The following is a 23,742-nucleotide window of genomic DNA, read 5'->3' as shown; positions in this document are numbered from 1 at the left end:
GAGGTGTCGAGCGAAGCTCGACGGAGTGGGGGTCGACCCTTGGGCGCTAGGCAATGCTTGAGATAGTGCCCTTCCTTTGTCCGTTCGCGGCGATTGCCAGGTGGCTCCCCCACTCCGTCTCGGCTTCGCCGAGCCACCTCTCCCCCCTCCGGAGGGAGAGGAAGGGCGCTAGGGTCTCGAACTCTCTGGAGAACGTTCACTCAGCGGCCGCATCATGCTAACCACCCTCCATGGCGCAGAAAAAAGGATATGAGGTCGATTCGTGGCTGGCGAAGCCTGACGCGCGCATATCGATCGTCCTGCTTTACGGACCCGACCGCGGCTTGGTCGCCGAGCGGGCCAAAGCCTTTGCCGCGAAAACCGGCCTGTCGCTCGACGATCCGTTCTCAGTCGTCCGGCTCGATGGCGCGGAGGTCGATCGCGACCAGGGCCGGCTGCTGGACGAAGCCCGCACCGTGCCGATGTTCTCCGACCGGCGGCTTCTGTGGGTGCGCAACGCGAGCGGCCAGAAGGCGCTGGCCGACGACGTGAAGGCGCTGACCGCGGAGCCCGCGCGCGACGCCATCATTCTCATCGAGGCCGGCGACCTGAAAAAAGGCGTCGGGCTGCGCGCCGTGGTCGAGGCGGCCGACAACGCCATGGCGCTGCCATGCTATGCCGATGAAGCGCGCGACATCGACAGCGTCATTGACGACGAGTTGCGCAAGGCCGGCATGTCGATGGCGCTCGACGCACGCCAGGCGCTGCGCCGCAATCTCGGCGGCGACCGGTTGGCCTCACGCGGTGAGATCGAAAAACTGGTGCTTTATGCCCACGGCCAGAAGGACATCAGCCTCGACGACGTAAGGGCGATGTCCGGCGACGTCTCCGGCGCCTCCTTCGACGACGCGGTCGATGCTGTGCTGGAGGGCAGGATCGGTGACTTCGACACCGCCTTCACCCGCCACTGCCTGTCCGGCGGCCATCCTTTCCTGGTACTGTCCTCGGCGATGCGGCAGCTGCAGCAGCTTCAGGTCATGCGCGGCCAGATGGACACCGCCGGCCGCAACGCCGCCTCGGCAGTGGCCGGCGCCCGTCCGCCGGTGTTTTTCTCGCGGCGCAAGCTGGTGGAGAAGGCGCTGGAGCGCTGGAACGTCGAGGCGCTCAGCCGCGCGCTGAACCGGCTGCAATCGGCCGTGCTGCAGACCAGGCGCAGGCCGGATTTGTCGGAAGCGCTGGCGCGGCAGGCGCTGCTCGGCATTGCGGTGGAGAGCGCGAGGCTGGCGCAGCGGTGATCTCCCCCCTTGAGGGGGAGATGTGCCAAAGGCGACAGAGGGGGGTCGCGGCGCGTGGAGCGCTGGCGCCTTTCGCAACGACAAACGAGGTCGGCGCTTGATGGGAGACGACCCTTCTGGCCTGCCGGCCATCTCCCCCTCAAGGGGGGAGATCAGCAGTTCGATCCCTTCGGCAATCGCCAATAAAAAGAAGGGCCGGCAACCGCCAAGCCCTTTCTTCATCCTAAGCCAGAACTTCATTCGCCGGCTAGATATGGCGCAGCCCCAACCCTCTACCGCTCATCCTTCAACCGCCGGCATAGCTCGTCGAGCTGCTCCAGACTGCGGTAGTCCACGCGGATCGCGCCGCCTTTGCCCTTGTGCTCGATGGTCACGATCATGCCGATCGTGTTGGTCATCAGCCTTTCCAGCGCCAGCGTGTCGGCATCCTTGCCCGATGCGCCGTGTGCTGGTTTTGCCTTGGGCGGCGTGCCGCCCGCCGGCATCTGCGCCAGCGCCTCAGCCTGGCGCACCGAAAGCCCTTCTTCGACGATCTGCTTGGCTAGCCCGGCGGGATCCTGCGCCGTCACCAGCGTCCGGGCATGGCCGGCCGACAGCACGCCGTCGACCAGCATGTCGCGGATTACGTCGGGCAGCTTCAACAGCCTGAGCGTGTTGGCGACGTGGCTGCGGCTCTTGCCGATGACATTGCCGAGGTCGGCCTGTGTGTAGCCGTGGTCGTCGATCAACTGCTGGTAGCCGAGCGCCTCCTCGACCGGGTTGAGATCGGTGCGCTGGACGTTTTCTATGATCGCCAGTTCCAGCGCTGTGCGGTCGTTGACGTCGCGCACGATGATCGGGATCTCGGTCAGCCCGGCGCGCTGCGCCGCCCGCCAGCGGCGCTCGCCGGCGATGATCTCGTAGCGCCCGGCCTGCGTCGGCGAAGGCCGCGCCACTACCGGCTGCACGACGCCATGTTCGCGGATCGATTGCGCGAGATCCGTCAGATCGGCGTCGCCGAAATGCCGGCGCGGGTTTTTCGGGTTCGGGCTCAGAAACTCGATCGGCACCTTGCCGTCGGCATTCAGGCCTGGCTTTTCGGCCGCTGCCACCGGGCGGTCGATCTCCCCGATCAGCGCCGCCAGTCCACGCCCCAGTCTCTTTCTCGAAAGGTCTTCGCTCATCTCAATTCCAGATTCTTGATCGTTTCGGTGCCGGATCGCTTTGTTTATCGACCCTGCCTAATCATGCAGCGCGCAATTTTCGCTCGCGGCGGATCACTTCGGATGCCAATTGCAGATAGGCTTGGCTGCCGGAGCATTTCAGGTCATAGAGGATCGCCGGCTTGCCATAGGAGGGCGCCTCGGACACTCGCACATTCCTAGGAATGATGGTCTCGTAGACCTTGTCGCCCATATGTGCCCGCACGTCCTGAACCACCTGGTTGGCGAGGTTGTTGCGGCCGTCATACATGGTCAGCACGATGCCCTGGATGATCAAGTCCGGATTGATCGAACGGCGCACCTGCTCCACCGTTTCCAGGAGTTGGCTTAGCCCTTCCAGCGCGAAGAACTCGCACTGCAGCGGCACAAGAACAGAATCGGCTGCCGCCATTGAATTCAAAGTCAAAAGGTTGAGCGAGGGCGGGCAGTCGATCAGCACATAGCCGAACGGCGCACCGCGCTCGGTGGCGGCGCGCAGCGCGTTGCGCAGCTTAAGCACGCGATCCGGCGCCGAGGCGATTTCCATCTCGATGCCGAGCAGGTCGAGCGTCGACGGCACGATCGACAGGCCGGGCACCGCCGTTGGAATGGCCGCCTCTTCCAGGCCCAGTTCGCCGGTCAGCACATCGTAGGAGGAGACGGTGCGGTCCTTGCGGTCGATACCGAGACCCGTCGAGGCATTGCCTTGCGGGTCGAGATCGACGATCAGCACCTTTTCGCCGATCGCGGCCAGCGCCGTGGCCAGATTGATGGCGGTGGTTGTCTTGCCGACGCCGCCCTTCTGGTTGGCGACGGTGATAATGCGAGGTCCGGTTTTCATGGGTCTGTGCCAGGTATTCATGTGGGCCAGGTATTCATTGCGTCGCCAAGGTTGCGAAGGAGAGCTTACGCAGTCTGCAGATCGGTCACTTCTAGGATGACGCCATGGGCGTCGGTCATGCTCGGATGTTCTACCAGATCGAAAGCCCAGCGGTGAGTGCTTTCTTCCACCTCGGAGCGGTAATCCCGGCCTTTGTGGAACAGCGCCCGCGATCCCTTGGTCAGCCACGGCGCCGACAGATCGAGCAGCGCCGGCAGCGCGGCAAGCGCCCGCGCCGTGATGATTTCCGGTGCGGAAACAAGCGCATAGCTGTCGTCGATGCGCCGGGCGACGACCCGTGCCGGCAAACCGAACTGGCCAATGACCGCCTGCAAAAACGATGCTTTCTTGCGGTTGCTCTCGACCAGATCGATCGACGCGCCGTCGCGCTCGCCCAGCAAGAAGGCCATTACCAGGCCCGGAAAACCGCCGCCCGAACCAAGATCGGCCCAGCGTTTGGCCTGGGGGGCGATTCGGGCCAGCTGCGCGCTGTCCAGAATATGGCGGCCCCAGACATCGTCCAGCGTCGACGGCGCGGCCAGATTGATGCTGCGGTTCCATTTCAGGAACAACTGTTCGAACGTCACCAACCGATCGAATGTTTCACGTGAAACCGGTCCCGCGGCCTCTTGCAGGCTCGCCCATGAGGCAGCGCTCACGCAACGGCCCTTTGCGCGGCCGATTCAGCGTTGCGGACGTGCGCGACGATGATTGCCAGCGCCGCCGGCGTCATGCCTTCCATACTCTGCGCGTCAGCGATCGAACGGGGCTGACGCGTTAGCATCTTCTGCTTCAGCTCATTGGACAGGCCGGGAACATCGGCGAAATCCACCGACGCCGGGATCAACCGGCTTTCCTCGTGGCGGATCTGTGCGACATCTGCCTGCTGGCGATCGAGGTAAACCGAATATTTCGCTTCCGTTTCGAGCCGCTCGGCGGTTTTGGGGTCGATTGCGCCAAAGGCCGGCGCAACACGGGCCAGCCAGGCGATATCGACGCCGGGATGAGCGAGCAATTCGTAGGCGGAGCGGCGCACGCCGTCCCTGTTGATCTCCAGCCCATGCCGCGCTGCTTCGTTGGGCGTCATCGTTGTCGCAACTGCGAGTTCGCGCGCCCTATCAAGATCCTGTGTGACTTGATTGAACCGCTGCGTCCGCTCCGGCGACACGATACCAAGCCGATTTGCCAGAGGCGTAAGCCTTTCATCGGCATTGTCGGCACGCAGCGATAGGCGAAACTCCGCCCGCGAAGTGAACATGCGGTAGGGCTCGGCAATGCCGCGGCTGGTGAGGTCGTTGACCATCACACCGATATAGGCTTCGGTACGGCTGAGCACGATTTGGTCGTCGGCCGCCGCCTTGCGCGCGGCGTTGAGCCCGGCGAGCAGGCCCTGCGCTCCGGCTTCTTCATAACCGGTGGTGCCGTTGATCTGACCGGCTAGGAAAAGCCCCGCAATACGTTTGGTCTCAAGCGTCGGCTCCAACTCGCGCGGATCGACATGGTCGTATTCGATAGCGTAGCCGGGCTGCAGCATGGTCGCCCGCTCTAGCCCGGGTATAGTTTTGAGAATATCGAGTTGCACATCCTCGGGCAGGGAGGTCGAAATGCCATTGGGGTAGACGGTGTCATCGTCCAGCCCTTCCGGCTCGAGGAATATCTGATGACCTTCTCGATCGCCGAACTTGACGATCTTGTCTTCGATCGACGGGCAGTAACGTGGACCTACGCCTTCGATCGAGCCGGAATACATGGCGGAGCGGCCGAGATTGGCGCGGATCAGCGCGTGCGTCGCCGGCGTCGTACGCGTGATGCCGCAATGGATTTGCGGATTCTTGATTGTGTCGGTGAGCAGCGAGAACGGCACTGGATGTTCGTCGGCCGCCTGGCTTTCCAGCGACGCCCAGTCGATGGTGCGGCCATCGAGCCGCGGCGGCGTCCCGGTCTTCAGCCGTCCAAGCGCGAAACCGGCGCGGCTCATCGTCGCCGACAGGCCAAGGCTCGCTTGCTCGTTCATCCGCCCCGCGACAATCTTCTTGTCGCCAATGTGAATAAGACCGCGCAGAAAAGTGCCGGTGGTCAGCACCACGGCGCCGCACGCCAACCGGCGCCCGTCGGCCAGGAGCACAGCGGCGATGCGTCCATCCACGATGTCGAAGTCCAGAACCTCGCCTTCGACGACGTCGAGTCCGTTCTGTTGCCGAATCGCTTCCTGCATGGCCAGCCGATACAGCTTGCGGTCGGCCTGCGTGCGCGGCCCGCGCACGGCAGGGCCTTTGCGGCGATTGAGCAGGCGGAATTGGATGCCGGCAGCATCGGCTATGCGGCCCATCAGCCCGTCCATGGCGTCGATCTCACGCACCAGATGGCCCTTCCCGAGGCCGCCGATCGCCGGATTGCAGGACATGACACCGATCGTGTCGAAGCGCAGCGTGACCAGCGCGGTCCTGGCGCCAGCGCGCGCGGCAGCGCTCGCAGCCTCGCACCCGGCATGGCCACCGCCCACCACAACCACATCATAGTGATCGATCATTGTCCCTTCCAGATTCCGAGATTTCGCGACACATGTCCCCACGAGAGGACGCTGTCAAGGATTGCAGGTTGATTCGTTCACGGGGAACGGAGTGCTGAAAGCCGCAGAGGTGTTTCACGTGAGTCAGGGAAGCGGCGACAATTACCTCGGCTGGCGCTGCCCCTCATCTGCCTGCCGGCATCTTCTCCCGGTGAACAAGGAGGAGCTCAAGCGCTGGCGCGCTTCGGTGGTTGGCGAAATCCCGGATAACAGTATCTTTCTCCCCGTCACTGCACGTGAGAAATGCCCGGGAGGACAATGAGGGGCGGGGCCGGCCTTCGGCACTTGCCGTTTTTGCCAAACTCCTCATTTCAAGTGAAACACGCACTAGGGCGGCCCCCTGTGTTTCACGTGAGTCACTCACACAGCGCGCCCCCCTGTTTCACGTGAGTCACTTTCCAATGCAAAACTGCGAAAAGACTACGTCCAGCAGGTCCTCGACATCCACCGCGCCGACAATCCGGCCGAGCCGGTCCGCCGCAAGACGCAGTTCCTCCGCCCGCAGCTCCTGGCCGCGCTCTTGCCCCGACAAAGCCGAGATCAGAAAGCGCCTGGTCTCATTGAGCAGCTCCACATGCCGCAACCGAGACGGCAGGATGTCACCGGCATCGCCGATAGCAGCCGCGGCGCGCCTGCCGATCTCGGCCAGGAGTTCAGCCAACCCAGTGCCGTCCACCGTCGAGATCAACGCATCATACGCCCCCAATCGCGGCGAACCTTTCAAGAGATCGACCTTGGTGCCGATTCTCAAAGCCGGGGCCTCGACAGGCATGTTGCCGATCGCACTCGGGTCCGCCAGATCTTCCAGCAACAGCACCAGGTCAGCCGTGTGCGCCTTGGCCCGCGCCTTTTCGATACCGATCGCTTCGATCTTGCCGGGCGCCTCGCGCAGGCCCGCGGTGTCGGTTACCCTGACCCGCACTCCGTGGACATCCAGCACCACTTCGAGCAAGTCCCGCGTCGTGCCGGGCTCGTCGGTAACAATCGCCGCCTCACGCCTGGCTAGCGCATTGAACAGGCTGGATTTTCCGGCGTTCGGTGCACCGAGGATGACAACCTCAAACCCGTCACGGATGATCTCGGCGGCATGGAAGCCATCGACATGCCGGCCGATCTCGCCCACCATTGCGCGCACATCGGACCAAACCGTGTCCGAAACCGAACCGGGCACGTCGTCTTCGTCGGCGAAGTCGATTTCCGCCTCGATCATCGCCCGTGCATGGATCAGCCGACGGCGCCAGCCAAGATAGAGTTCGCTTTGCACTCCTTCGGCATTCTGCACGGCAAAGCGCCGCTGCGCTTCGGTTTCGGCATTGACCAGATCGGCCAACGCCTCCGTCTCGACCAGATCCAGCTTGCCGTTGAGAAGAGCCCGGCGCGTAAATTCACCAGGTTCCGCATGACGCACGCCGTCAAAGCCGGCAATGATCTCCAGCATCTTGCCGGCCACGGCGCGGCCGCCATGGACGTGGAACTCGGCGACATCCTCGCCGGTAAAACTGTTCGGCCCCGGAAAAAGTAGCACCAGGCCGTTGTCGATAAGCGAACCGTCCACCGTTCGGAGCTTGCGCAGGGTTGCAACCCGGTCCTTGACCTTACCACCGGCAACCGTTTCGACGACGAATCGAGTCTTCGGTCCGGAAATGCGGATGACAGCGATGCCGGCGGGCAGGCGCCCGCTGGAAAGCGCAAGGATCGAATCGCCTGAAATCATTAGCCCTTCTCACCGGTCGCCTAGCTGTCCGGTCGACAATCCCACAGTGTCGCGGCCGTCATGAACCGGCTGTTCGTCAATATCAAGGTCGATCGCGAGGAGCGGCCGGACATTACCAAATCTGTATAGCCGCCTTGTCATCCATGTGCGAGCAGGCGGGTCCTAATCCCGACGCCAAGCAGTTCTGGGCGGGCCAGGAAGCCCTACGGCAGGCCGGCATCGTTAATGCCTGTTCCTGGCCCGGAACCGTGAAGCTGGAGCCCATCTCCCCGTGGGGCAAGCCTCGTTCCGGTTGCGAATCGGAAATCCCGACCCGCGTCACGCCGATCGTCTCCGCGATCGGAACGGATGCGAATCGACTTAACATTGCCACTGGCATCCGGCCGCAGACCGGCAGACCGGAGCTATGTACCGGCTATCCTGCCCGTGGGGCCGGATCCTAGGAACCGAGCCGCTGTTACGACCCCGGCAACCCGTGTTTCCGTCCAAGGCCGAAGGAAGCCGCGTCACATCAATGGATGGCGGCCGCGGCGCGAACAGCAAATCCTTGGCCGCGACCACCGCTCCGACCGTGATCAGGATGCAAGCAACAGCCACCGACCAGTGAAACACACCAAAGCCTGCCAGCAGAAGCACGATGACCGAGAAGAGGGGCGCCGCGTAGGAGAGGGCGCCGAGGATCATGATGTCCCCGTGCTTGCAGCCATAGTCCCAGGCGTAAAAGCCGGCGCCTAGCGGTATTACGCCCAAGATGACGATGGCGCTCCACTGCGTCGCCGTCTGTGGCCAGACGGTAGCCTCAAGCGTCAGGTGCAGCACCAAGGCGACCGCGGCCGTGATGAAGCAGTAACCGGCGACGACATCGGTCGGCACCTTGCCGAAGCGGCGCGACAAAACCGAATAGCCGGCCCAGATGAAAGCGCAGAACAGCGCGATGACATGCCCCTTCATCACACCATTGGCCAATCCGATCGTGCCGCCCTTGGTGATCACCACAATGGCGCCGGCAAGGCCGAGCATGACGCCGGCGATGTGATGGGCCCTAAGCTTTTCTCCAGGCAGGAAGGCGGCAAAGACGACGATCAGCAACGGCCAGAGATAGGCGATCAGGCTGACCTCGACCGGCGGCGCCGACTGGATGGCGAAGAAATAGGCGCAGTGATAGATGCACAGCCCCGCTGTGCCGAGCGCCCAGACCTGCCACGGCTGGCGCAGCGACTTGATCGCCGCCGGACGGACAAGCCAGCTCGACGCGCCGACCAACCCGCCAAGCAGAAACGTCATCGCCGCCAGCTGAAAGGGCGGAATCGGTCCCGCCGCAGTCGAAAGCAGCGCCAGGAACGACCATGTCAGAATGGCCGAGAAGCCGATCAGGGTCGGGATTGTTTTCTCCATGTGGCTTCCGATCTTCGAGACGCGATTACTCGCATGACGACAGCGATGGAAATTGCCGCCCAAGGCCACGCCCTGTCGGAAATGCGACCTGTTTGCCCCCGCAATGAAAAACCCCGTCCCATTTCCCGGAACGGGGCTTCAATGCGAAACGATGGCCGACGAGAAGCTTACGTGTTCATCGAATCGAAGAAATCGGCGTTGGTCTTGGTCTGCTTCAGCTTGTCGATCAGGAACTCGATCGCATCCGTGGTTCCCATCGGAGCCAGGATGCGGCGCAGGACGAAGATCTTCTGCAGATCCTGCTTGGAGACCAGCAGGTCTTCCTTGCGGGTGCCAGACTTCAAAATGTCCATGGCCGGGTAGATGCGCTTGTCGGCGACCTTGCGGTCGAGCTGGATTTCGCAGTTGCCGGTGCCCTTGAACTCTTCGAAGATGACTTCGTCCATGCGGCTGCCGGTGTCGATCAGCGCGGTGGCGATGATGGTCAGCGAGCCGCCTTCCTCGATGTTGCGGGCCGCGCCGAAGAAGCGCTTTGGCCGCTGCAGCGCGTTGGCGTCGACACCGCCGGTCAGCACCTTGCCGGAGGACGGCACGACGGTGTTGTAGGCACGGCCGAGGCGGGTGATCGAATCGAGCAGAATAACGACGTCGCGGCCATGCTCGACCAGGCGCTTGGCCTTTTCGATGACCATTTCGGCGACCTGGACGTGGCGCACCGCCGGTTCGTCAAAGGTCGAGGACACGACCTCGCCCTTCACCGAACGCTGCATGTCGGTCACTTCTTCTGGCCGTTCGTCGATCAGAAGTACGATCAGATAGCATTCCGGATGATTGGCCGTGATCGAGTGGGCAATATTCTGCATCAGCACCGTTTTGCCGGTACGCGGCTGCGCGTTGATGAGCGCGCGCTGTCCCTTGCCGATCGGCGCCACCAGGTCGATCACGCGCGACGAGATGTCCTTGCCGGTCGAATTGTCGATCTCCATCTTCAGCCGCTTGGTCGGATAGAGCGGCGTCAGATTGTCGAAATGGATCTTGTGACGGATCTTTTCGGGATCGTCGAAATTGATCGTGTTGACCTTGAGAAGGGCGAAATAGCGCTCGCCCTCTTTTGGGCTGCGGATCGGCCCTTCGACGGTATCGCCGGTCTTCAAGGAGAAGCGGCGGATCTGCGAGGGCGAGATGTAGATATCGTCGGGACCCGGCAGATAATTGGCGTTGGCTGAGCGCAGGAAGCCGAAACCGTCCTGCAGCAACTCGACCACACCATCGCCGATGATCTCGACGTCCTGGGCGGCCAGTTTCTTCAGGATGGCAAACATCAGTTCCTGCTTGCGCATGACGCTGGCGTTTTCCACTTCGAGCGATTCGGCATAGGCGATCAGCTCTGGCGGCTTCTTGTTCTTGAACTCTGCGAGTTTCATTTCTTGCATAGACGGACTCTGAATCTGCTTTGGGGAAAATATATCGGCTGGATGCGATAAATGCCGGGCGCGGCCGAAAGCAATCAAGGGCGGCGCATGACGGGAAGGAAGACCCGTCTTTTATCGTCGGTCGGGGGAAAGAGCAAGCTGCGTTTTGTCGACCGAAATGGGCCTAGAACGGCTTGACGACAACCAGGATGACGATGGCGATCATCAGCAATGTGGGGATCTCGTTGACGATTCGCCAGTGCCGCGCCGGTTTTTCATTGCGGTCCTCGGCGAATTTCCTGACAGCACCGGCCAGATAGCCATGCACGCCCGACAGCAACAGCACCAAGCCTATCTTGGCGTGCAGCCAGCCGCCGTGAAAGCCAAACACTTTCCAGGCAAGCCAAAGCCCGAACACCCAGGTGACGATCATCGCCGGATTGATGATGCCGCGCAGCAGACGCCGCTCCATCACCTTGAAGGTCTCCGATTGGACGGACCCCTTCTCTGCGTCGGCGTGGTAGACCAGCAATCGCGGCAGATAGAGCATGCCGGCCATCCAGGAGATGACGGCCAGGATATGGATTGCCTTCGCCCAGGGATAGAAACCCTCAGGCGCAAAGAAAAACAAAAGTGCGGTGAGAACAACCAGCACTCCGATGCCGATGGTCATGCGCATCATCGCCCCACGAGTGCCGTTGCCGCCGGTATTGTCTGATTGAGCCATCAGCGTGTCGCGCTCCGCACCTGCTTCACCATCGCCTCGACATGCGCCACCGGTGTCTCCGGCGTGATGCCATGGCCGAGATTGAAGATCAGCGGTCCGTCGCCCAGCGCCTTGAGGATCGCATCGACGCCGTCCGACAGGGCTTTGCCGCCGGCCACCAGGCGCAAGGGATCGAGATTGCCCTGGACCGCACCCGAGCGCTGCAGTTCGTTCGCCGCCGACAGGGGCACGGTCCAGTCGATCCCCAGCCCCGTCACCCCGGTCTTCTCACGATAGGTCTCGTAGCGGGCGCCGGCGCCCTTGGGAAAGCCTATGATCGGAACATTGGGTTGAACGGCGCGAACTTGCCTGACGATCTCCGCCACCGGCTGCACGCAGAACTGCTCGAAAGACGCGTCGTCGAGCACGCCGGACCAGGAATCAAAAATCTGCACCACGTCGGCACCGGCTTCGATCTGGCGGATCAAATAGGCCGCGGAGTGATCGGCGAGCACTTTCAGGAGCCGTTTAAAGGCTTGCGGCTCACGATAGGCAAACAGCCGCGCCGGCGCCTGGTCGGGCGTGCCGTGCCCGGCGATCATGTAGGTCGCCACCGTCCACGGCGCGCCGCAGAAGCCGATCAGCGTGGTCTCGTGAGGCAATCTTGCACGCAGCCGGCGAACCGTCTCGTAGACCGGTTCGAGATTCACGTGAAACGTTTCGCCGTTGATAGCTGAAATCTCAGCTGCAGTGATTGGCGTCAGCAGCGGCCCGCGGCCCTCCTCGAAGCGGACATCGCGCCCCAGCGCATACGGCACGACCAGAATGTCCGAGAACAGGATCGAGGCATCGAAGCCGAAGCGCTCGATCGGCTGCAGCGTCACTTCGACAGCCAGATCAGGATTGTAGCAAAGATCGAGAAAGGACCCGGCGCGCTTTCTGGTCTCGCGGTACTCCGGCAAATAGCGCCCAGCCTGGCGCATCATCCAGAGTGGCGGCGGAAATGCTGCCTCGCCTCTCAGCACGTCCAGCACGATGCGGTTTTCGGGCATTGAGCGCTCTCTTCCCTGCCTTCTCTATAATTAAATAGTCTATTTCTAGAATCTTCTGATTCTAAGAGTCTGTTGGTATCGGTGGTTGTCACCTGTCCCGCTTTGCCCTGGAAAAGGCCAGCCAGCATTTTGTCGCGTGTTTCTTCCGCGGGATTGTCAAAGAGTGTGGATGACCAGGATTCCATCACTGGAGTCAATGGTTTGGCGTAGCCGCTGAAAAACCGCCTCTGTGGATGAAGCGCTGGCAAAAACGCCCGTCCCCAGATTTGTCCCCAGCCGCACAGTGAAGCTGACAGCGCATCGAATTGTGGACAACTGGCCTTCTGATACAGTCGCCTCCAGCCGGTCGCCTTTGCGGCCCCGGTTTATCCACACAAGCCCACAGCCTGAGGCGCCCCCTGTGAACAAACCCCAGAGCTTCTTTCATCTGCACCTGATTTCCGACGCCACCGGCGAGACGCTGCTGGCGGCCGGCCGAGCCGCCTCGGCGCAATACAAGGATGCGCGCGCCATCGAGCATATCTATCCGCTCATCCGCACCGAAAAGCAGGTGGCGAAAGTCTTCGAGGACATAGAGGAGGAACCGGGCATCATCCTCTACACCGTCGTCGACCAGAAGCTGGCGCGCGGCATTGACGAGCGCTGCGCCACCATGGGGCTGCCCTGTGTTTCGGTGCTGGAGCCGGTCCTCACCGTCTTCCAGTCCTATCTCGGCACGCCGGCCGGCCGCCGCGTCGGCGCCCAGCATGTGCTCGACGCCGATTATTTCCACCGTATCGACGCACTCAATTTCACCATGGAGCATGATGACGGCCAGCTGCCGCTCAATATGGACGACGCGGATGTGGTGCTGATCGGCATTTCCAGGACATCGAAGACGCCGACCAGCATCTATCTCGCCAACCGCGGTATCAAGACCGCCAACATCCCGATCGTGCTCGGCGTGCCGGTGCCCGAAAGCCTGGTCGCTGCCACCAAGCCGCTGATCGTCGGGCTGATCGCCACCGCCGAACGCATCTCGCATGTCCGGCAGAACCGCGTGCTCGGCAACAGCAGCACCTACGAAGCGACCGATTATGTCGACCGTGCCTCGATCGCCGAAGAGCTCGCCTATGCCCGCCAGATCTGCACCCGCCACAATTGGCCGATGATAGACGTCAGCCGCCGCTCGATCGAAGAGACCGCGGCAGCCATTGTTGCCCTGCGGGGGAAGAATAGATGATGGGATGGCAACGCGACCTCCTGCCCCAATCAACCACTATCGACCAGGCCCAGAACCCATGACCGAAAAAATCATCCTCGCCTCCGGCAGCCCGTTCCGCAAAGCAATGCTCATCAATGCCGGGCTCGGCATCGAAGCGCTGCCTGCCGATGTCGACGAGCGTGCGCTCGAGGCGCCGTTGCAGGACAGCGGTGTGTCGCCGGAAGATGTCGCCCTGATACTCGCCGAAGCCAAGGCGACCGAGGTCAGCGAACGCAGACCGGGCGCCCTGGTGCTCGGCTGCGACCAGACTTTGTCACTGGGAGATGAAGTGTTCCACAAGCCGGCCGACATGGAAGGCGCCCGCCGCCATCTGTTGGCGCTGTCAGGCAAGACGCATCAGCTGAACAGCGCCGCCGTGCTCTGCCGCAACGGCAAGGTGCTGTGGCGCCATGTCGGCATCGCCAGCCTTACCATGCGCAAGCTCGATCCGGCCTTCGTCGGCCGGCACCTGGCCCGCGTCGGCGCCAAGGCGTTGTCGAGCGTCGGCGCCTACCAGATCGAGGGCGAAGGCATCCAGCTGTTCGAAAAGATCGAAGGCGATTATTTCACCATTGTCGGCCTGCCGCTGTTACCGGTGCTGGCGGAATTGCGTGCGCTCGGAGCCATCGATGGTTGAGAAAAAAGCTTTCGTCACCGGCCATCCGATCGCGCATTCGCGCTCGCCGAAGATCCACGGCTATTGGCTGAACACATACGGCATCGACGGCAGCTATCATGCGATCGATGTCGCGCCGGCCGATTTTCCCGAGTTCCTCTCTTCCCTCCAGGCCAATGGCTATCAGGGCGGCAACGTCACCATCCCGCACAAGGAAGTCGCCTTCGCCCGGGTCGAGCGCCGCGACGAGGCGGCGGAGATGATCGGCGCGGTCAACATGCTGTGGCTGGACGACGGCGTGCTGTGGGGCGGCAATTCGGACTGGATCGGCTTTGCCGGCAACCTCGACGAGCATGCCCCGGGTTGGGACAGGAATAGTCCGGCCGTGGTGCTCGGCGCCGGTGGCGCGTCGCGCGCGGTCATCCACGCGCTTAAAGTGCGCGGCATCAACGATATCCGCATCGTCAACCGCACCTTGGCGCGGGCGCAGGAACTCGCCGGCCGCTTCGGCGCCGGCGTCTCGGCGCATGGCGCGGTCGGCGACTTGCTTGGCGATGCCGGCTTGCTGATCAACACCACGGCGCTCGGCATGCACGGCGATGAGACGCTGGCCGCCGATCCGGCCTGCCTGCCAGCTCACGCCATCGTCGCCGACATCGTCTATGTGCCGCTGGAAACACCGCTGCTTGCCGCTGCTCGCGCGAGAAATTTGAAGACGGTCGACGGGCTCGGCATGCTGTTGCACCAGGCTGTGCCCGGATTCGAACGCTGGTTCGGCAAGAGGCCGGAGATCACTGCCGAACTGCGGCAGATGATCGTCGCCGACATCCTCGCCAAACGAAAGGTCGCAAATGATGGGCGCCAAATGATGATCGTGCTTGGCCTCACCGGATCGATCGGCATGGGCAAGTCGACGACGGCGAAGATGTTCGTCGACGCCGGCGTGCCGGTGCATGATTCCGACGAGACCGTGCATCGCCTCTATGCCGGCAAGGCAGCACCTCTCGTCGAAGCGGCCTTTCCCGGCACAACCGTGTCCGGCGTGGTCGACCGTACAAAACTGGGTGCACGGGTGATCGGCAACGCCGCCGCGCTGAAGACATTGGAGGCGATCGTTCATCCGCTGGTGCGGGCCGATGCCGACGCCTTTCTGGCAAGGCACCGCGCCGCCGCCGCGCCGCTCGTTGTGCTCGACATTCCGCTGCTGTTCGAAACCGGCGGCCGCAACCGTGTCGACAAGGTCGTCGTCGTCACCGCGCCGGCCGATATCCAGCGCGCCCGTGTGCTGGCGCGTCCTGACATGAGCGAGGAAAAGCTGGCGGCCATCCTGGCCAAGCAGGTGCCCGATGCCGAAAAACGCCGGCAGGCCGATTTCGTCATCGACACCGGTGAAGGCATGGACGCCGCCCGCACCGCGGTCGGCGCGATCATTGCCGAGCTCTCAGGGCGCTGAACTCGCCTGCTAACTCCTGGGGGATAAGTCGCGCCCATCAGGCTCCTGACGGCAGGCTGTCGGCATTGCCCATTGCCATTTTGTTCCGCTCCATGGTTCTACTCCTCCAGGATTGGGTTGATTCTATGCGTGAGATCATTTTCGATACCGAAACCACCGGACTCGACATGCGCGACGACCGCATCATCGAGCTTGGCGGCGTCGAGCTGGTCAACCGCTTCCCGACCGGCCGCACCTTCCACAAATTCATCAATCCGCAGGGGCGCGCCGTCCATGTCGAGGCGCAAGCCGTGCACGGCATCAGCGCCGCCGACCTCGTCGGCAAGCCGACCTTTGCCGAAATCGCCGAGGAATGGCTCGCCTTCACCGACGGCGCCAAGCTCGTCGCCCACAACGCCAATTTCGACATCGGCTTCCTCAACACGGAATTCGGGCGGCTCGGCCAGCCGGCCATAGACACCGGGCGCGTCGTCGACACGCTGGCGCTGGCGCGGCGCAAGCATCCGATGGGCCCCAATTCGCTCGACGCGCTCTGCCGCCGCTACGGCATCGACAACGGCCACCGCACCAAGCACGGCGCGCTGCTCGATTCCGAGCTCCTGGCCGAAGTCTACATCGAACTCATCGGCGGCAAGCAGGCCGCACTTGTCCTCGACGCGGTCGTGGTGCAGCTCAACAGCAATGGCGACGTTGCCGACATCGACATCTCGATCGCCGCCAGGCCAATCGCCCTGCCGCCGCGCCTGACCGAGGGCGAGCGAGCGGCGCATGCGGGGCTGGTGGCGACGCTGGGCGAAAAGGCGCTGTGGCTGAAGGTGGCGGCGGGGTGAACGGATCGCGGAGGTAGCGTTCCGTCACACCCCTCTCTGGCCTGCCGGCCATCTCCCCCTCAAGGGGGGAGATCAGCAGCTTCGCCGCTCCAGCCCATTCCTGCAACGTCTAAAGTTGGCGAAGGTCGCGATGACGGCCAATCTCCCCCCTTGAGGGGGAGATGCCTGGCAAGGCAGAGGGGGGTGCTGTCCCGCCAGCATCTCAGTATACAAAAGCCCGGCACGAAGCCGGGCTTTCAACTTATGCGCGTGACGCTTGCCTTCAGCTCACCTTGACCTTCGATGCCGCCTGGTCCTCGGCCAGCTTCTGCTGGAACATCTGGGCGAAATCGATCGGGTCGAGCATCAGGGGCGGGAAGCCGCCATTGCGGGTGGCTTCGGCGATGATCTGGCGGGCGAACGGGAACAAAAGCCGCGGGCATTCGATGAACAGGATCGGCAGCATGTGCTCCTGCGGGAAGCCGGCGATGGCGAAGACGCCGCCATAGACAAGTTCGACATTGAACAGCACTTCCTGGTCGAAGGACGCCTTGGCGTTCAAGGTCAGATTGACGTCGAACTGCTTGTCGGAGAGCGGGTTGGCGTTGACATTGACGTTGATCGCGATGCCGGGGGCCTTGTCGCGGCCGCGCAGCGAGTTCGGCGCGCCGGGGCTTTCGAAGGACAGGTCCTTCACATACTGGGCAAGCACGTTGAGCGACGGCTGCGCCGTTTCGCCGTTGCCGTTGGCGGCGCCGACCGGCGCGTCATCTTTGCTGGCCATGAGCCTTGTTCCTTTTGCCTGGACAGCAGCGCTGACCGAATTGAAATCGGGCGTTGGCTAGCATGGTCGGCAAGACAAGACAAGGTTTGCCGCCTTCAGGCAGGAAAGGGTCAATAGTCAGTCGTCCTCAAGGCGACGCTCAGTCGTCCTTCAGGCGGCGCCACGGCGAGTTATGGTCGGGACCGCGGTTGAAATCGTCCTCGCGCGAATAGTCGCCGTCGTCGAGGTCGATGACCTTGTCGCGCGACCTGCCGCGAAAACCGCCGGCGGTGAAATCGGTCGCGACGACGATGCGGCCCTTGAGCCTGCGCCAGGCAAGGTCGCGCACCGGCGGCAGGAACAGCAGCAGGCCGATAATATCGGTGATGAAGCCGGGGATAATCAACAGGATCGCGGCGACCACGATCATGGCGCCATGCGCGAGCTGGCGGCTGGGGTCGCCGCCGCCGGCCATCTCGGCGCGGACCCGCGCCATGACGCCAAAACCCTGGTGCCGGAGCAGAAGCACGCCGGCAATGCCTGAAGCCAGCACCAGGCCGACCGTCGCCAGCGCCCCGACCTCGCGGCCGACAATGACGAAACCGACGATTTCCAGCAGCGGCAGCGCAAGCAGGAACAGAGGAAGGAAGGAAATGCGCAAATCTTGACCGATCGTTTCCATGTTTGCCGGGCGGCGCATAATCGCCGCTGGCACTGAGGCCGTTAGATAGGTATGCCTGCCTTTGATTTGAATGATTGCGCCATGCGTTCTATATGCTTTGCATGTTTAACGCCATGCGACCGCCGCCCGATTGGCTGGCGGTCCCGGCCAGGTCAGGGATTGATTGGCGAAAGATATGGGATTCTTCGACTTCGGCACCATTTTCTTTCTGATTGCGGCGGTGGTGATCTTTTTCCAGCTGCGCAACGTGCTTGGCCGCCGCACGGGCAGCGAGCGCCCGCCCTTCGATCCGTACACGGCCAGCCGCACCGAGAAGGACGCGACCCAGAAGCCCGAAAATGTGGTTTCGCTGCCACGCAAGCGCATGCCGGGCGAGACGGCTGCCGAGACCTACGCGGCCATCGATGCCTTCGCCAAGCCCGACACCGACCTCAACAAGGGCCTGCGCGCGATCAAGGACAATGATCCCTCCTTCGACCCCAAAGTCTTCGTCGACGGCGCCAAGATGGCTTATGAGATGATCGTCATGGCCTATGCCGATGGCGACCGCAAAACGCTGAAGAACCTGTTGTCGCGCGAGGTTTTTGACGGCTTCGTTGCCGCGATTGGCGACCGCGAGGCGAAAGCCGAAAAGATCCAGTCCTCCTTCGTCGGCATCGACAAGGCCGACATCGTATCGGCCGAGATGAAGGGCGGCGAGGCCCACATCACGCTGCGCATCGTGAGCGAACTGATTTCGGCGACCCGCGACAAGGCGGGTGCCGTCATCGATGGCGATCCCGAGACGGTGGCCGAGGTCAAGGATGTCTGGACCTTCGCCCGCGACACACGCTCGCGCGATCCGAACTGGAAGCTGGTCGCCACCGAGGAAGAAGACTGAGCCTATGCATGTCGCCCGGTGCGGGCAGCTTTTTTGGGATAGCGACATGCAGGCAAACATGGGCAGTGGCGAGGCTGAGGTGTCGCTCTCGCCGCTTTTCGTGGAAAAGTCCTTCGATGATCTTCCCGGTTGGAATTCCGATGACCATCTGCCCGCTTTCGAAGCCTTCCGCCGTTCGGCCTTTCATGTCCTGAACAAGCCCTACCGCACCGGTTCGTTGGGCGTCCGGTTCAACGCGTTTGCCGGCGCTTATGACGAGGCGCGCACCGTTTCGCCGGCGAATCGGTCGGCGGCCAAGGCTTTTTTCGAGCGCCATTTCGCGCCAGTCCAGATTCGATCCGAAAACCTCGGCCTGGTCACCGGCTTCTACGAGCCCGAGGCCGAGGCCTCACCAGTGCGCACGGATGAATTCACGGTGCCGCTGCTGGCGCGGCCTTCCGATCTCGTCGACATCGATGATGCCAACCGTCCTCGAGGGATGGACGACTATCTCGCCTTCGCCCGCGATGCGCCGCAGGGCCTGGTGGAGTATTTCGACCGCAGTGAGATCGAGAGAGGCGCGCTGGCCGGCCAAGGCCTGGAAATCGCCTGGCTTGCCGACAAGGTCGACGTCTTCTTCATCCATGTGCAAGGTGCGGCCAGGCTGAAGATGACCGACGGCCGGCTTTGCCGCGTCTCCTACGCCGCCAAATCCGGCCAACGTTTCAGCGGTCCGGGGAAGATTCTCGCCGAACTCGGCGAAATCCCACTGGAAAAAGTGACGATGCAGTCTATCCGCGCCTGGTTCAGGGCGCATCCGGATCGCGTCGACGAGATCCTCTGGCAGAACCGCTCCTACATCTTCTTTCGCGAAGCCGATGTCGACGATGCCGCATCCGGTCCAATCGCCGCCGCCAAGGTGCCGTTGACGCCGGGCCGTTCGCTCGCGGTCGACCGGCTGCTGCACACATTCGGTACCCCCTTCTACATCGACGCTCCGTCGCTGACCGCCTTCGACGGAAAACCGTTCCGGCGGCTGATGATTGCGCAGGACACCGGCTCGGCCATCATCGGACCGGCGCGGGGCGATCTGTTCGCCGGCTCCGGCGATGCGGCCGGCGAGATCGCCGGCGTCGTTCGCAATGCGGCCGATTTCTATGCCTTGGTTCCACGCGCTCTCGTTTCGGAATCGAATCGATGAGCAAGCGCCCCGATAAACTCAACGAAGACGATCGGGTGCTGTGGAACCTGGTGGCGCGTACCGCCCGACCGCTGAAGGGCCGGACCGCGGTCGAGATTCCCGACATCGTCGTAGACCCTAAGCCGGCACAGACGCCGGTCGCTGTCGGTCCGGTCCTTGCCGCCAAGCCGAAGGCGCAGCATGTATCGCACGCGCTGGACGAGCCGACATTGGACAAGCTGAAGAAGGGCCGGCTGCCGATCGAAGGCCGCGTCGATCTGCATGGCATGACCCAGGACGAGGCCTATTCGCTGCTGTTTTCGTTCCTGCACCGGGCCCATGCCGGCGGGGTCCGCTATGTCCTCGTCATTACGGGAAAAGGGTCGTCGTCGGGCGGCGACGGCGTCTTGCGGCGCGCCGTGCCTGCCTGGTTGTCGACGCCTGCCTTTCGGCCGCTGGTCTCCAGCCACGATCACGCCGCCCGCAACCACGGCGGTTCGGGCGCGCTCTACGTTCGGCTCAGGCGAACCCGCTGATGACGCCGTTCGGCGAAAAACTGCGGGCGCTTCGAGCCGAGCGCGGCTTGCGCCAGAAGGACATGGCGCAGGCGATCGGAGTCAGCGCCGCCTATCTGTCGGCGCTGGAACATGGCCGCCGCGGCGCGCCGACCTGGACGCTGATCCAGAAGATCATCGGCTATTTCAACGTCATCTGGGACGATGCCGAAGAGCTGGCGCGTCTGGCCGAGGCCTCACATCCGCGGGTGAGACTCGATACGTCCGGCCTCAGTCCTGCTGCCACCGAGTTGGCCAATCTGTTGGCCGAAAACATCGAGAAGCTGGACGAAGCCGAGCTTGCCCGCATCACCGGCTCGATCCGGGCGGCACTGGAGCGGCGTAAGTAGGGCGGCGCCAAGGCCACGAATGCTCATCAATAGCGCCGGCATTTCATCCTGAAGGCGATGCCCGCCGGCCGTTAGCCAGCGGGCATATAGCGAGATTACTTCGCGCCGGCCTGGCCGCCACGGCCGCCAGTGCTGTCATGATCGCCGCCGCGACCGCCACCCAGGCAGTCCGAGGTGAGATCGCAACAGCGATTGCCCCACTGGTTGTTCTTGGCGCAGCCGGTCTGGTCGGCCATAGCGGATCCGGCCAGGGACGACACCGCGATGGCGGCGAGGAAAGCATTACGCAGGAAAGCAGTCATTTGAAGTCTCCATGGTTGGGTTTCTGTTTACGGCTGTGTGTCGCCGCTGGAGACGGTTTGGTTCACGCAGGTAGCGAAATTTTTTGAGGAGGCGTTTCGAGAGATAAGATTTCGAGGGCAGCGCTGCCCTCATCCGGCTGCCGGCGACTATTTTGCAACGTGGACGATTGGCGAAATCACCGATGGCATCTTTCTCACAGTCACTATACGGGGAGAAATGCCCGGTAGGGCAATGAGGGGCAGCGCCGACTTGCGGTTATCTCGTGAAAGTTATTAGCCGCGGGCTTCCGACGAAGCTGTTCGCAGCGACGCGCTCATATGCATCGTCCTTATTTACTGGACTGCGCCGACCAGCACCTGCTGGCCGCCGCGGATCGAGACCCAGCGGCCGGTGTTGTCGATGGCCTGCCGCTTGAGGAAGCGATAGCCGGTGGCGTCCCAGATCTTCACCTTGTCGGTCAGATTGTCGAGGACGTAGTCGCCCTTGTCGGTGCGCACGGTCAGCACGGCATGGCCTTCGCCGTCCGGCTTGCGCACGACGGTGATCAAGAGATCGGCCAGCGACACGCCAGAGCGCGAGAGCTGGCGGCGCTTTTCCAGCACATAGTCTTCGCAATCGCCGACGCCCTTGTCGGGATAGGCCCAGACCTCGTCCTTGCCATAGATGTCGTAGTCGCTCATCGGCTTGACGGCGGCGTTGACCCTTGACGTCACGTTGATCAGCTTGCGCATGAAGGCGTCGGTCATCGCGGCGGGGTTGAGGTTGCTCGGCCGGATCGAGCATTCGCCGGGCTGGGTTTTACAGAAATCATAGTGGCCGATCGGCTGCGAGGTCATGCCGCCCGTCGCCATGGCGCCGCCTGCAAGTGCCGGCACTGCCCAGCACGCAGAGATCGCCAGCCCTGCTGCCGCCCACAAGCGCAGCGTCCGTGCTATCGGTGAGGAAGTCATTGTCCCCGTTCGCCCTTGTTGTTAACGAAAGGTTAAAGGGGATTTACACTCCGTGTCAATTATCGGGGGAGCCAGATTCTTCGGCATGGTTACCCGCGCCCGCCCAACAGCGTCTATTGTGCAACAGAACGCCTGTGGCGCGCAAAATCGCCCCGCTTTTGCGGGCAATGCACGCTGCAGCCGGATCGAGCCTCAGCCTTTGGCGGAGCGGACCAGCTTGGGTTTCACCGCTACGCGTGTTTGGTGGCCGTAGCTTGTGATGAAATCGACGATGCGCGGCACGATTTCCGAGCGGAATCGCGACCCGTTGAAGACGCCGTAATGGCCGACGGCCGGCTGCATGTAATGCGCATGCCGGTCAGCCGGGATGTTGGGGCAGAGATCGTGGGCGGCCTGGGTCTGGCCGAGACCGGAAATGTCGTCGTTCTCGCCTTCGACCGTGAACAGCGCGACATTGCGGATCGCCTTGGTGTCGACCACCTCGCCGCGATGCGTCATCTCGCCCTTGGGCAGCGCATGGCGCACGAACACCGTGTCGACGGTCTGCAGATAGAATTCCGCCGTCAGGTCCATCACCGCCAGATATTCGTCGTAGAAATCGCGGTGCTTCTCGGCATTGTCGCCGTCATGCTTGACCAGGTGCATGAAGAAGTCCTTGTGGGCGGTGATGTGGCGGTCGAGGTTCATGCTCATGAAGCCCGACAGCTGCAGGAAGCCCGGATAGACTTCGCGGCCGAAGCCCGGCACCGGCCAGGGCGCGTGCATGATGACGTTGTCGCGGAACCAGTAGATGCCCTTTTCCTTGGCCAGCAGATTGACCGCGGTCGGATTGCGGCGGGTGTCGATCGGCCCGCCCATCAAAGTCATGGTCGAGGGCACGAAGGGATCGCCGCGCTTTTCCATCAGCGCCACCGCCGCCAGCACCGGCACCGAAGGCTGGCACACCGCCATCACATGGGTGTCCGGCCCCAGCGCATGCAGCATGTCGATGATGTAGTCGATATAATCGTCGAGGTCGAAATGGCCGTCGGTCACCGGCACCATGCGGGCATCGACCCAGTCGGTGATGTGCACGTCGGCATAGGGCAGCATCGCCTCGACCGTGCCGCGCAGCAGCGTCGCATAATGGCCCGACATCGGCGCCACAATGAGAAGCTTGGGGTCGGCCTTGCGCCCGGCGGGCACCGACCGCTCGAAGCGGGTGAGATTGCAGAACGGCCGCGACCACACGGTCTTTTCGCTGACCTCGACGCTCTTCCAGTCGACCACGGTCTTGCTCAGGCCGAAATGCGGCTTGCTGTAGCGGCGCGTTGTGCGCTCGAACAGTTCGGCGGTGGCAGCGACCGAGCGGCCCCACGGCGTATGCGAAAACGGATTGAGCGGGTTGGTGTAGAACAGCCGCACTGCATCGGCATAAAGCCGCGCGGGCTGCAGGGCGGCATGGTTCATTTCATAGAGCTGGTAGAACATCAGGTACTCCGCAGCTGCCGTGACCGAAGGGACGACGGACAGCGCCGAGCCTTGAATGTCTCGCGCGGAGGTTAACAAGATATTGCTGCGATGCAATACGTCACGTGGCGTGACATATGCCAATCTTTCGTCCAAGGCCTTGAGAAACCGCGTTGGGCGGGTGCAGCCGGCTCAATGTGCACTGCAAAATGCAACGCTGTTGGACAACGAGGCAGGATGCGTCCGGCCCGATCGGGCCGGACTTGGACAGATCTAGACGCGCGCCATGCACACCGAGGTATGGCCGGAGCCGATGAAGCCGAGCTGGCCGGCGGCGCCCTTGGACAG

The 23,742-nt window shown here is 62.9% G+C and carries 23 protein-coding genes and 3 pseudogenes; 11 read left to right on the top strand and 15 right to left on the bottom strand.

Annotated elements, in window-relative coordinates:
• Window positions 1-230 precede the first annotated feature (230 nt).
• Window positions 231-1,274 carry a DNA polymerase III subunit delta gene (holA, locus tag NKI31_RS30805; RefSeq protein WP_352653353.1) on the top strand — a complete coding sequence of 348 codons (1,044 nt, stop codon included), beginning with the start codon at window positions 231-233 and terminating at the stop codon, window positions 1,272-1,274.
• Window positions 1,275-1,546: 272 nt separating this feature from the next.
• Here the strand turns inward: holA and NKI31_RS30800 are convergent, their stop codons facing one another.
• The 5 genes from NKI31_RS30800 to mnmE form a co-directional block, all read right to left on the bottom strand.
• Window positions 1,547-2,437, bottom strand: a complete 891-nt coding sequence (locus NKI31_RS30800; protein WP_023692912.1) for a ParB/RepB/Spo0J family partition protein — start codon at window positions 2,435-2,437, stop codon at window positions 1,547-1,549.
• A gap of 61 nt (window positions 2,438-2,498) precedes the next feature.
• Window positions 2,499-3,296, bottom strand: coding sequence for a ParA family protein (locus tag NKI31_RS30795; RefSeq protein ID WP_023672118.1), 798 nt, complete (start codon window positions 3,294-3,296; stop codon window positions 2,499-2,501).
• Between the two features lie 65 nt (window positions 3,297-3,361).
• Window positions 3,362-3,994: a 16S rRNA (guanine(527)-N(7))-methyltransferase RsmG gene (gene rsmG / locus NKI31_RS30790; RefSeq protein WP_027048686.1), complete on the bottom strand. Its 633-nt coding sequence runs from the start codon at window positions 3,992-3,994 to the stop codon at window positions 3,362-3,364.
• Complete coding sequence (gene mnmG, locus NKI31_RS30785) at window positions 3,991-5,865, bottom strand: tRNA uridine-5-carboxymethylaminomethyl(34) synthesis enzyme MnmG (RefSeq protein WP_352653351.1); 1,875 nt, start codon at window positions 5,863-5,865, stop codon at window positions 3,991-3,993. The genes rsmG and mnmG overlap by 4 nt, the downstream gene beginning before the upstream one ends.
• Window positions 5,866-6,295: 430 nt before the next feature.
• Window positions 6,296-7,618 carry a tRNA uridine-5-carboxymethylaminomethyl(34) synthesis GTPase MnmE gene (mnmE, locus tag NKI31_RS30780; protein ID WP_352653350.1) on the bottom strand — a complete coding sequence of 441 codons (1,323 nt, stop codon included), beginning with the start codon at window positions 7,616-7,618 and terminating at the stop codon, window positions 6,296-6,298.
• A 36-nt stretch (window positions 7,619-7,654) separates the two neighbouring features.
• Between mnmE and NKI31_RS31905 the strand changes: the two are divergent.
• Window positions 7,655-7,833, top strand: a pseudogene (locus NKI31_RS31905) (DUF255 domain-containing protein); the annotation flags it as partial.
• Window positions 7,834-7,978: 145 nt separating this feature from the next.
• Here NKI31_RS31905 and yddG read toward each other — a convergent pair.
• The 4 genes from yddG to hemE all read right to left on the bottom strand — a co-directional run bounded on the left by yddG (window position 7,979) and on the right by hemE (window position 12,183).
• The gene (gene yddG / locus NKI31_RS30770) at window positions 7,979-9,013 is read right to left on the bottom strand and encodes an aromatic amino acid exporter YddG (RefSeq protein WP_352653349.1); all 1,035 of its coding nucleotides are present in this window, start codon (window positions 9,011-9,013) and stop codon (window positions 7,979-7,981) included.
• A 167-nt stretch (window positions 9,014-9,180) separates the two neighbouring features.
• The gene (gene rho, locus NKI31_RS30765; RefSeq protein WP_352653348.1) at window positions 9,181-10,446 is read right to left on the bottom strand and encodes a transcription termination factor Rho; all 1,266 of its coding nucleotides are present in this window, start codon (window positions 10,444-10,446) and stop codon (window positions 9,181-9,183) included.
• A 163-nt stretch (window positions 10,447-10,609) separates the two neighbouring features.
• Window positions 10,610-11,152 (bottom strand): protoporphyrinogen oxidase HemJ, encoded by a 543-nt coding sequence (gene hemJ, locus NKI31_RS30760; protein ID WP_352653347.1) that lies wholly within the window; start codon window positions 11,150-11,152, stop codon window positions 10,610-10,612.
• Window positions 11,152-12,183, bottom strand: a complete 1,032-nt coding sequence (hemE, locus tag NKI31_RS30755) for a uroporphyrinogen decarboxylase (protein ID WP_352653346.1) — start codon at window positions 12,181-12,183, stop codon at window positions 11,152-11,154. Before hemE ends, hemJ begins: the two co-directional genes overlap by 1 nt.
• A gap of 283 nt (window positions 12,184-12,466) precedes the next feature.
• On the opposite strand from hemE, the gene NKI31_RS30750 reads away from it, so the two are divergent.
• From NKI31_RS30750 to dnaQ, 5 genes and pseudogenes are all read left to right on the top strand, one after another.
• Window positions 12,467-13,405 (top strand): pyruvate, water dikinase regulatory protein, encoded by a 939-nt coding sequence (locus tag NKI31_RS30750; RefSeq protein ID WP_460222828.1) that lies wholly within the window; start codon window positions 12,467-12,469, stop codon window positions 13,403-13,405.
• Window positions 13,406-13,463: 58 nt separating this feature from the next.
• Complete coding sequence (locus NKI31_RS30745; RefSeq protein WP_023745902.1) at window positions 13,464-14,063, top strand: Maf-like protein; 600 nt, start codon at window positions 13,464-13,466, stop codon at window positions 14,061-14,063.
• Window positions 14,056-14,880 (top strand): annotated as a pseudogene (locus NKI31_RS30740) (shikimate dehydrogenase); the annotation flags it as partial. The gene NKI31_RS30745 and the pseudogene NKI31_RS30740, both read left to right, overlap by 8 nt.
• 30 nt (window positions 14,881-14,910) lie before the next feature.
• Window positions 14,911-15,495 carry a dephospho-CoA kinase gene (coaE, locus tag NKI31_RS30735; protein ID WP_084558319.1) on the top strand — a complete coding sequence of 195 codons (585 nt, stop codon included), beginning with the start codon at window positions 14,911-14,913 and terminating at the stop codon, window positions 15,493-15,495.
• Between the two features lie 125 nt (window positions 15,496-15,620).
• Entirely contained in the window at window positions 15,621-16,325 is a 705-nt protein-coding gene (dnaQ, locus tag NKI31_RS30730; RefSeq protein ID WP_023672106.1) for a DNA polymerase III subunit epsilon, read from the top strand.
• 262 nt (window positions 16,326-16,587) lie between these two features.
• On the opposite strand, the gene secB is transcribed toward dnaQ, so the two are convergent.
• A complete protein-coding gene (secB, locus tag NKI31_RS30725; RefSeq protein WP_023672105.1) occupies window positions 16,588-17,088 on the bottom strand; it encodes a protein-export chaperone SecB in 501 nt (166 codons plus the stop codon).
• A 139-nt stretch (window positions 17,089-17,227) separates the two neighbouring features.
• Window positions 17,228-17,728 (bottom strand): FxsA family protein, encoded by a 501-nt coding sequence (locus tag NKI31_RS30720; RefSeq protein ID WP_023745901.1) that lies wholly within the window; start codon window positions 17,726-17,728, stop codon window positions 17,228-17,230.
• A 196-nt stretch (window positions 17,729-17,924) separates the two neighbouring features.
• Between NKI31_RS30720 and NKI31_RS30715 the strand changes: the two genes are divergently transcribed.
• The 4 genes from NKI31_RS30715 to NKI31_RS30700 all read left to right on the top strand — a co-directional run bounded on the left by NKI31_RS30715 (window position 17,925) and on the right by NKI31_RS30700 (window position 20,692).
• On the top strand, window positions 17,925-18,629 hold the full coding sequence (locus NKI31_RS30715) for a Tim44/TimA family putative adaptor protein (RefSeq protein WP_023672103.1): 705 nt from the start codon (window positions 17,925-17,927) through the stop codon (window positions 18,627-18,629).
• A 79-nt stretch (window positions 18,630-18,708) separates the two neighbouring features.
• On the top strand, window positions 18,709-19,809 hold the full coding sequence (mltA, locus tag NKI31_RS30710) for a murein transglycosylase A (RefSeq protein WP_023745900.1): 1,101 nt from the start codon (window positions 18,709-18,711) through the stop codon (window positions 19,807-19,809).
• On the top strand, window positions 19,806-20,324 hold the full coding sequence (locus NKI31_RS30705; protein ID WP_023819319.1) for a Smr/MutS family protein: 519 nt from the start codon (window positions 19,806-19,808) through the stop codon (window positions 20,322-20,324). Before mltA ends, NKI31_RS30705 begins: the two co-directional genes overlap by 4 nt.
• Complete coding sequence (locus NKI31_RS30700; protein WP_023672100.1) at window positions 20,324-20,692, top strand: helix-turn-helix domain-containing protein; 369 nt, start codon at window positions 20,324-20,326, stop codon at window positions 20,690-20,692. Before NKI31_RS30705 ends, NKI31_RS30700 begins: the two co-directional genes overlap by 1 nt.
• Before the next feature lie 95 nt (window positions 20,693-20,787).
• Here the strand turns inward: NKI31_RS30700 and NKI31_RS30695 are convergent, their stop codons facing one another.
• The 4 genes and pseudogenes from NKI31_RS30695 to NKI31_RS30680 form a co-directional block, all read right to left on the bottom strand.
• Entirely contained in the window at window positions 20,788-20,994 is a 207-nt protein-coding gene (locus NKI31_RS30695) for a hypothetical protein (protein ID WP_023672099.1), read from the bottom strand.
• 333 nt (window positions 20,995-21,327) lie between these two features.
• Window positions 21,328-21,945, bottom strand: a complete 618-nt coding sequence (locus NKI31_RS30690) for a transglutaminase-like cysteine peptidase (RefSeq protein ID WP_023752821.1) — start codon at window positions 21,943-21,945, stop codon at window positions 21,328-21,330.
• Window positions 21,946-22,137: 192 nt separating this feature from the next.
• Window positions 22,138-23,415 carry a polyhydroxyalkanoate depolymerase gene (locus NKI31_RS30685; RefSeq protein ID WP_352653345.1) on the bottom strand — a complete coding sequence of 426 codons (1,278 nt, stop codon included), beginning with the start codon at window positions 23,413-23,415 and terminating at the stop codon, window positions 22,138-22,140.
• A gap of 252 nt (window positions 23,416-23,667) precedes the next feature.
• Window positions 23,668-23,742: pseudogene (locus NKI31_RS30680) on the bottom strand (septal ring lytic transglycosylase RlpA family protein); the annotation flags it as partial.

The organism is Mesorhizobium sp. M0659, from assembly GCF_040320605.1.
In the GTDB taxonomy this organism is placed as follows: Bacteria; Pseudomonadota; Alphaproteobacteria; order Rhizobiales; family Rhizobiaceae; genus Mesorhizobium.
This window is presented reverse-complemented; position numbering and strand designations above follow the sequence as displayed.

Excerpts from the sequence above, each read along its gene's own strand:
- NKI31_RS30715 (WP_023672103.1), top strand. The coding sequence starts at position 17,925 with ATGGGATTCTTCGACTTCGGCACCATTTTCTTTCTGATTGCGGCGGTG.
- rho (WP_352653348.1), bottom strand. The coding sequence starts at position 10,446 with ATGCAAGAAATGAAACTCGCAGAGTTCAAGAACAAGAAGCCGCCAGAG.
- mnmE (WP_352653350.1), bottom strand. The coding sequence starts at position 7,618 with ATGATTTCAGGCGATTCGATCCTTGCGCTTTCCAGCGGGCGCCTGCCC.
- holA (WP_352653353.1), top strand. The coding sequence starts at position 231 with ATGGCGCAGAAAAAAGGATATGAGGTCGATTCGTGGCTGGCGAAGCCT.
- NKI31_RS30705 (WP_023819319.1), top strand. The coding sequence starts at position 19,806 with ATGAGCAAGCGCCCCGATAAACTCAACGAAGACGATCGGGTGCTGTGG.
- coaE (WP_084558319.1), top strand. The coding sequence starts at position 14,911 with ATGATCGTGCTTGGCCTCACCGGATCGATCGGCATGGGCAAGTCGACG.
- secB (WP_023672105.1), bottom strand. The coding sequence starts at position 17,088 with ATGGCCAGCAAAGATGACGCGCCGGTCGGCGCCGCCAACGGCAACGGC.
- yddG (WP_352653349.1), bottom strand. The coding sequence starts at position 9,013 with ATGGAGAAAACAATCCCGACCCTGATCGGCTTCTCGGCCATTCTGACA.
- NKI31_RS30685 (WP_352653345.1), bottom strand. The coding sequence starts at position 23,415 with ATGTTCTACCAGCTCTATGAAATGAACCATGCCGCCCTGCAGCCCGCG.
- NKI31_RS30700 (WP_023672100.1), top strand. The coding sequence starts at position 20,324 with ATGACGCCGTTCGGCGAAAAACTGCGGGCGCTTCGAGCCGAGCGCGGC.
- NKI31_RS30745 (WP_023745902.1), top strand. The coding sequence starts at position 13,464 with ATGACCGAAAAAATCATCCTCGCCTCCGGCAGCCCGTTCCGCAAAGCA.
- hemE (WP_352653346.1), bottom strand. The coding sequence starts at position 12,183 with ATGCCCGAAAACCGCATCGTGCTGGACGTGCTGAGAGGCGAGGCAGCA.
- dnaQ (WP_023672106.1), top strand. The coding sequence starts at position 15,621 with ATGCGTGAGATCATTTTCGATACCGAAACCACCGGACTCGACATGCGC.
- NKI31_RS30795 (WP_023672118.1), bottom strand. The coding sequence starts at position 3,296 with ATGAAAACCGGACCTCGCATTATCACCGTCGCCAACCAGAAGGGCGGC.
- NKI31_RS30695 (WP_023672099.1), bottom strand. The coding sequence starts at position 20,994 with ATGACTGCTTTCCTGCGTAATGCTTTCCTCGCCGCCATCGCGGTGTCG.
- NKI31_RS30800 (WP_023692912.1), bottom strand. The coding sequence starts at position 2,437 with ATGAGCGAAGACCTTTCGAGAAAGAGACTGGGGCGTGGACTGGCGGCG.
- mnmG (WP_352653351.1), bottom strand. The coding sequence starts at position 5,865 with ATGATCGATCACTATGATGTGGTTGTGGTGGGCGGTGGCCATGCCGGG.
- hemJ (WP_352653347.1), bottom strand. The coding sequence starts at position 11,152 with ATGGCTCAATCAGACAATACCGGCGGCAACGGCACTCGTGGGGCGATG.
- NKI31_RS30690 (WP_023752821.1), bottom strand. The coding sequence starts at position 21,945 with ATGACTTCCTCACCGATAGCACGGACGCTGCGCTTGTGGGCGGCAGCA.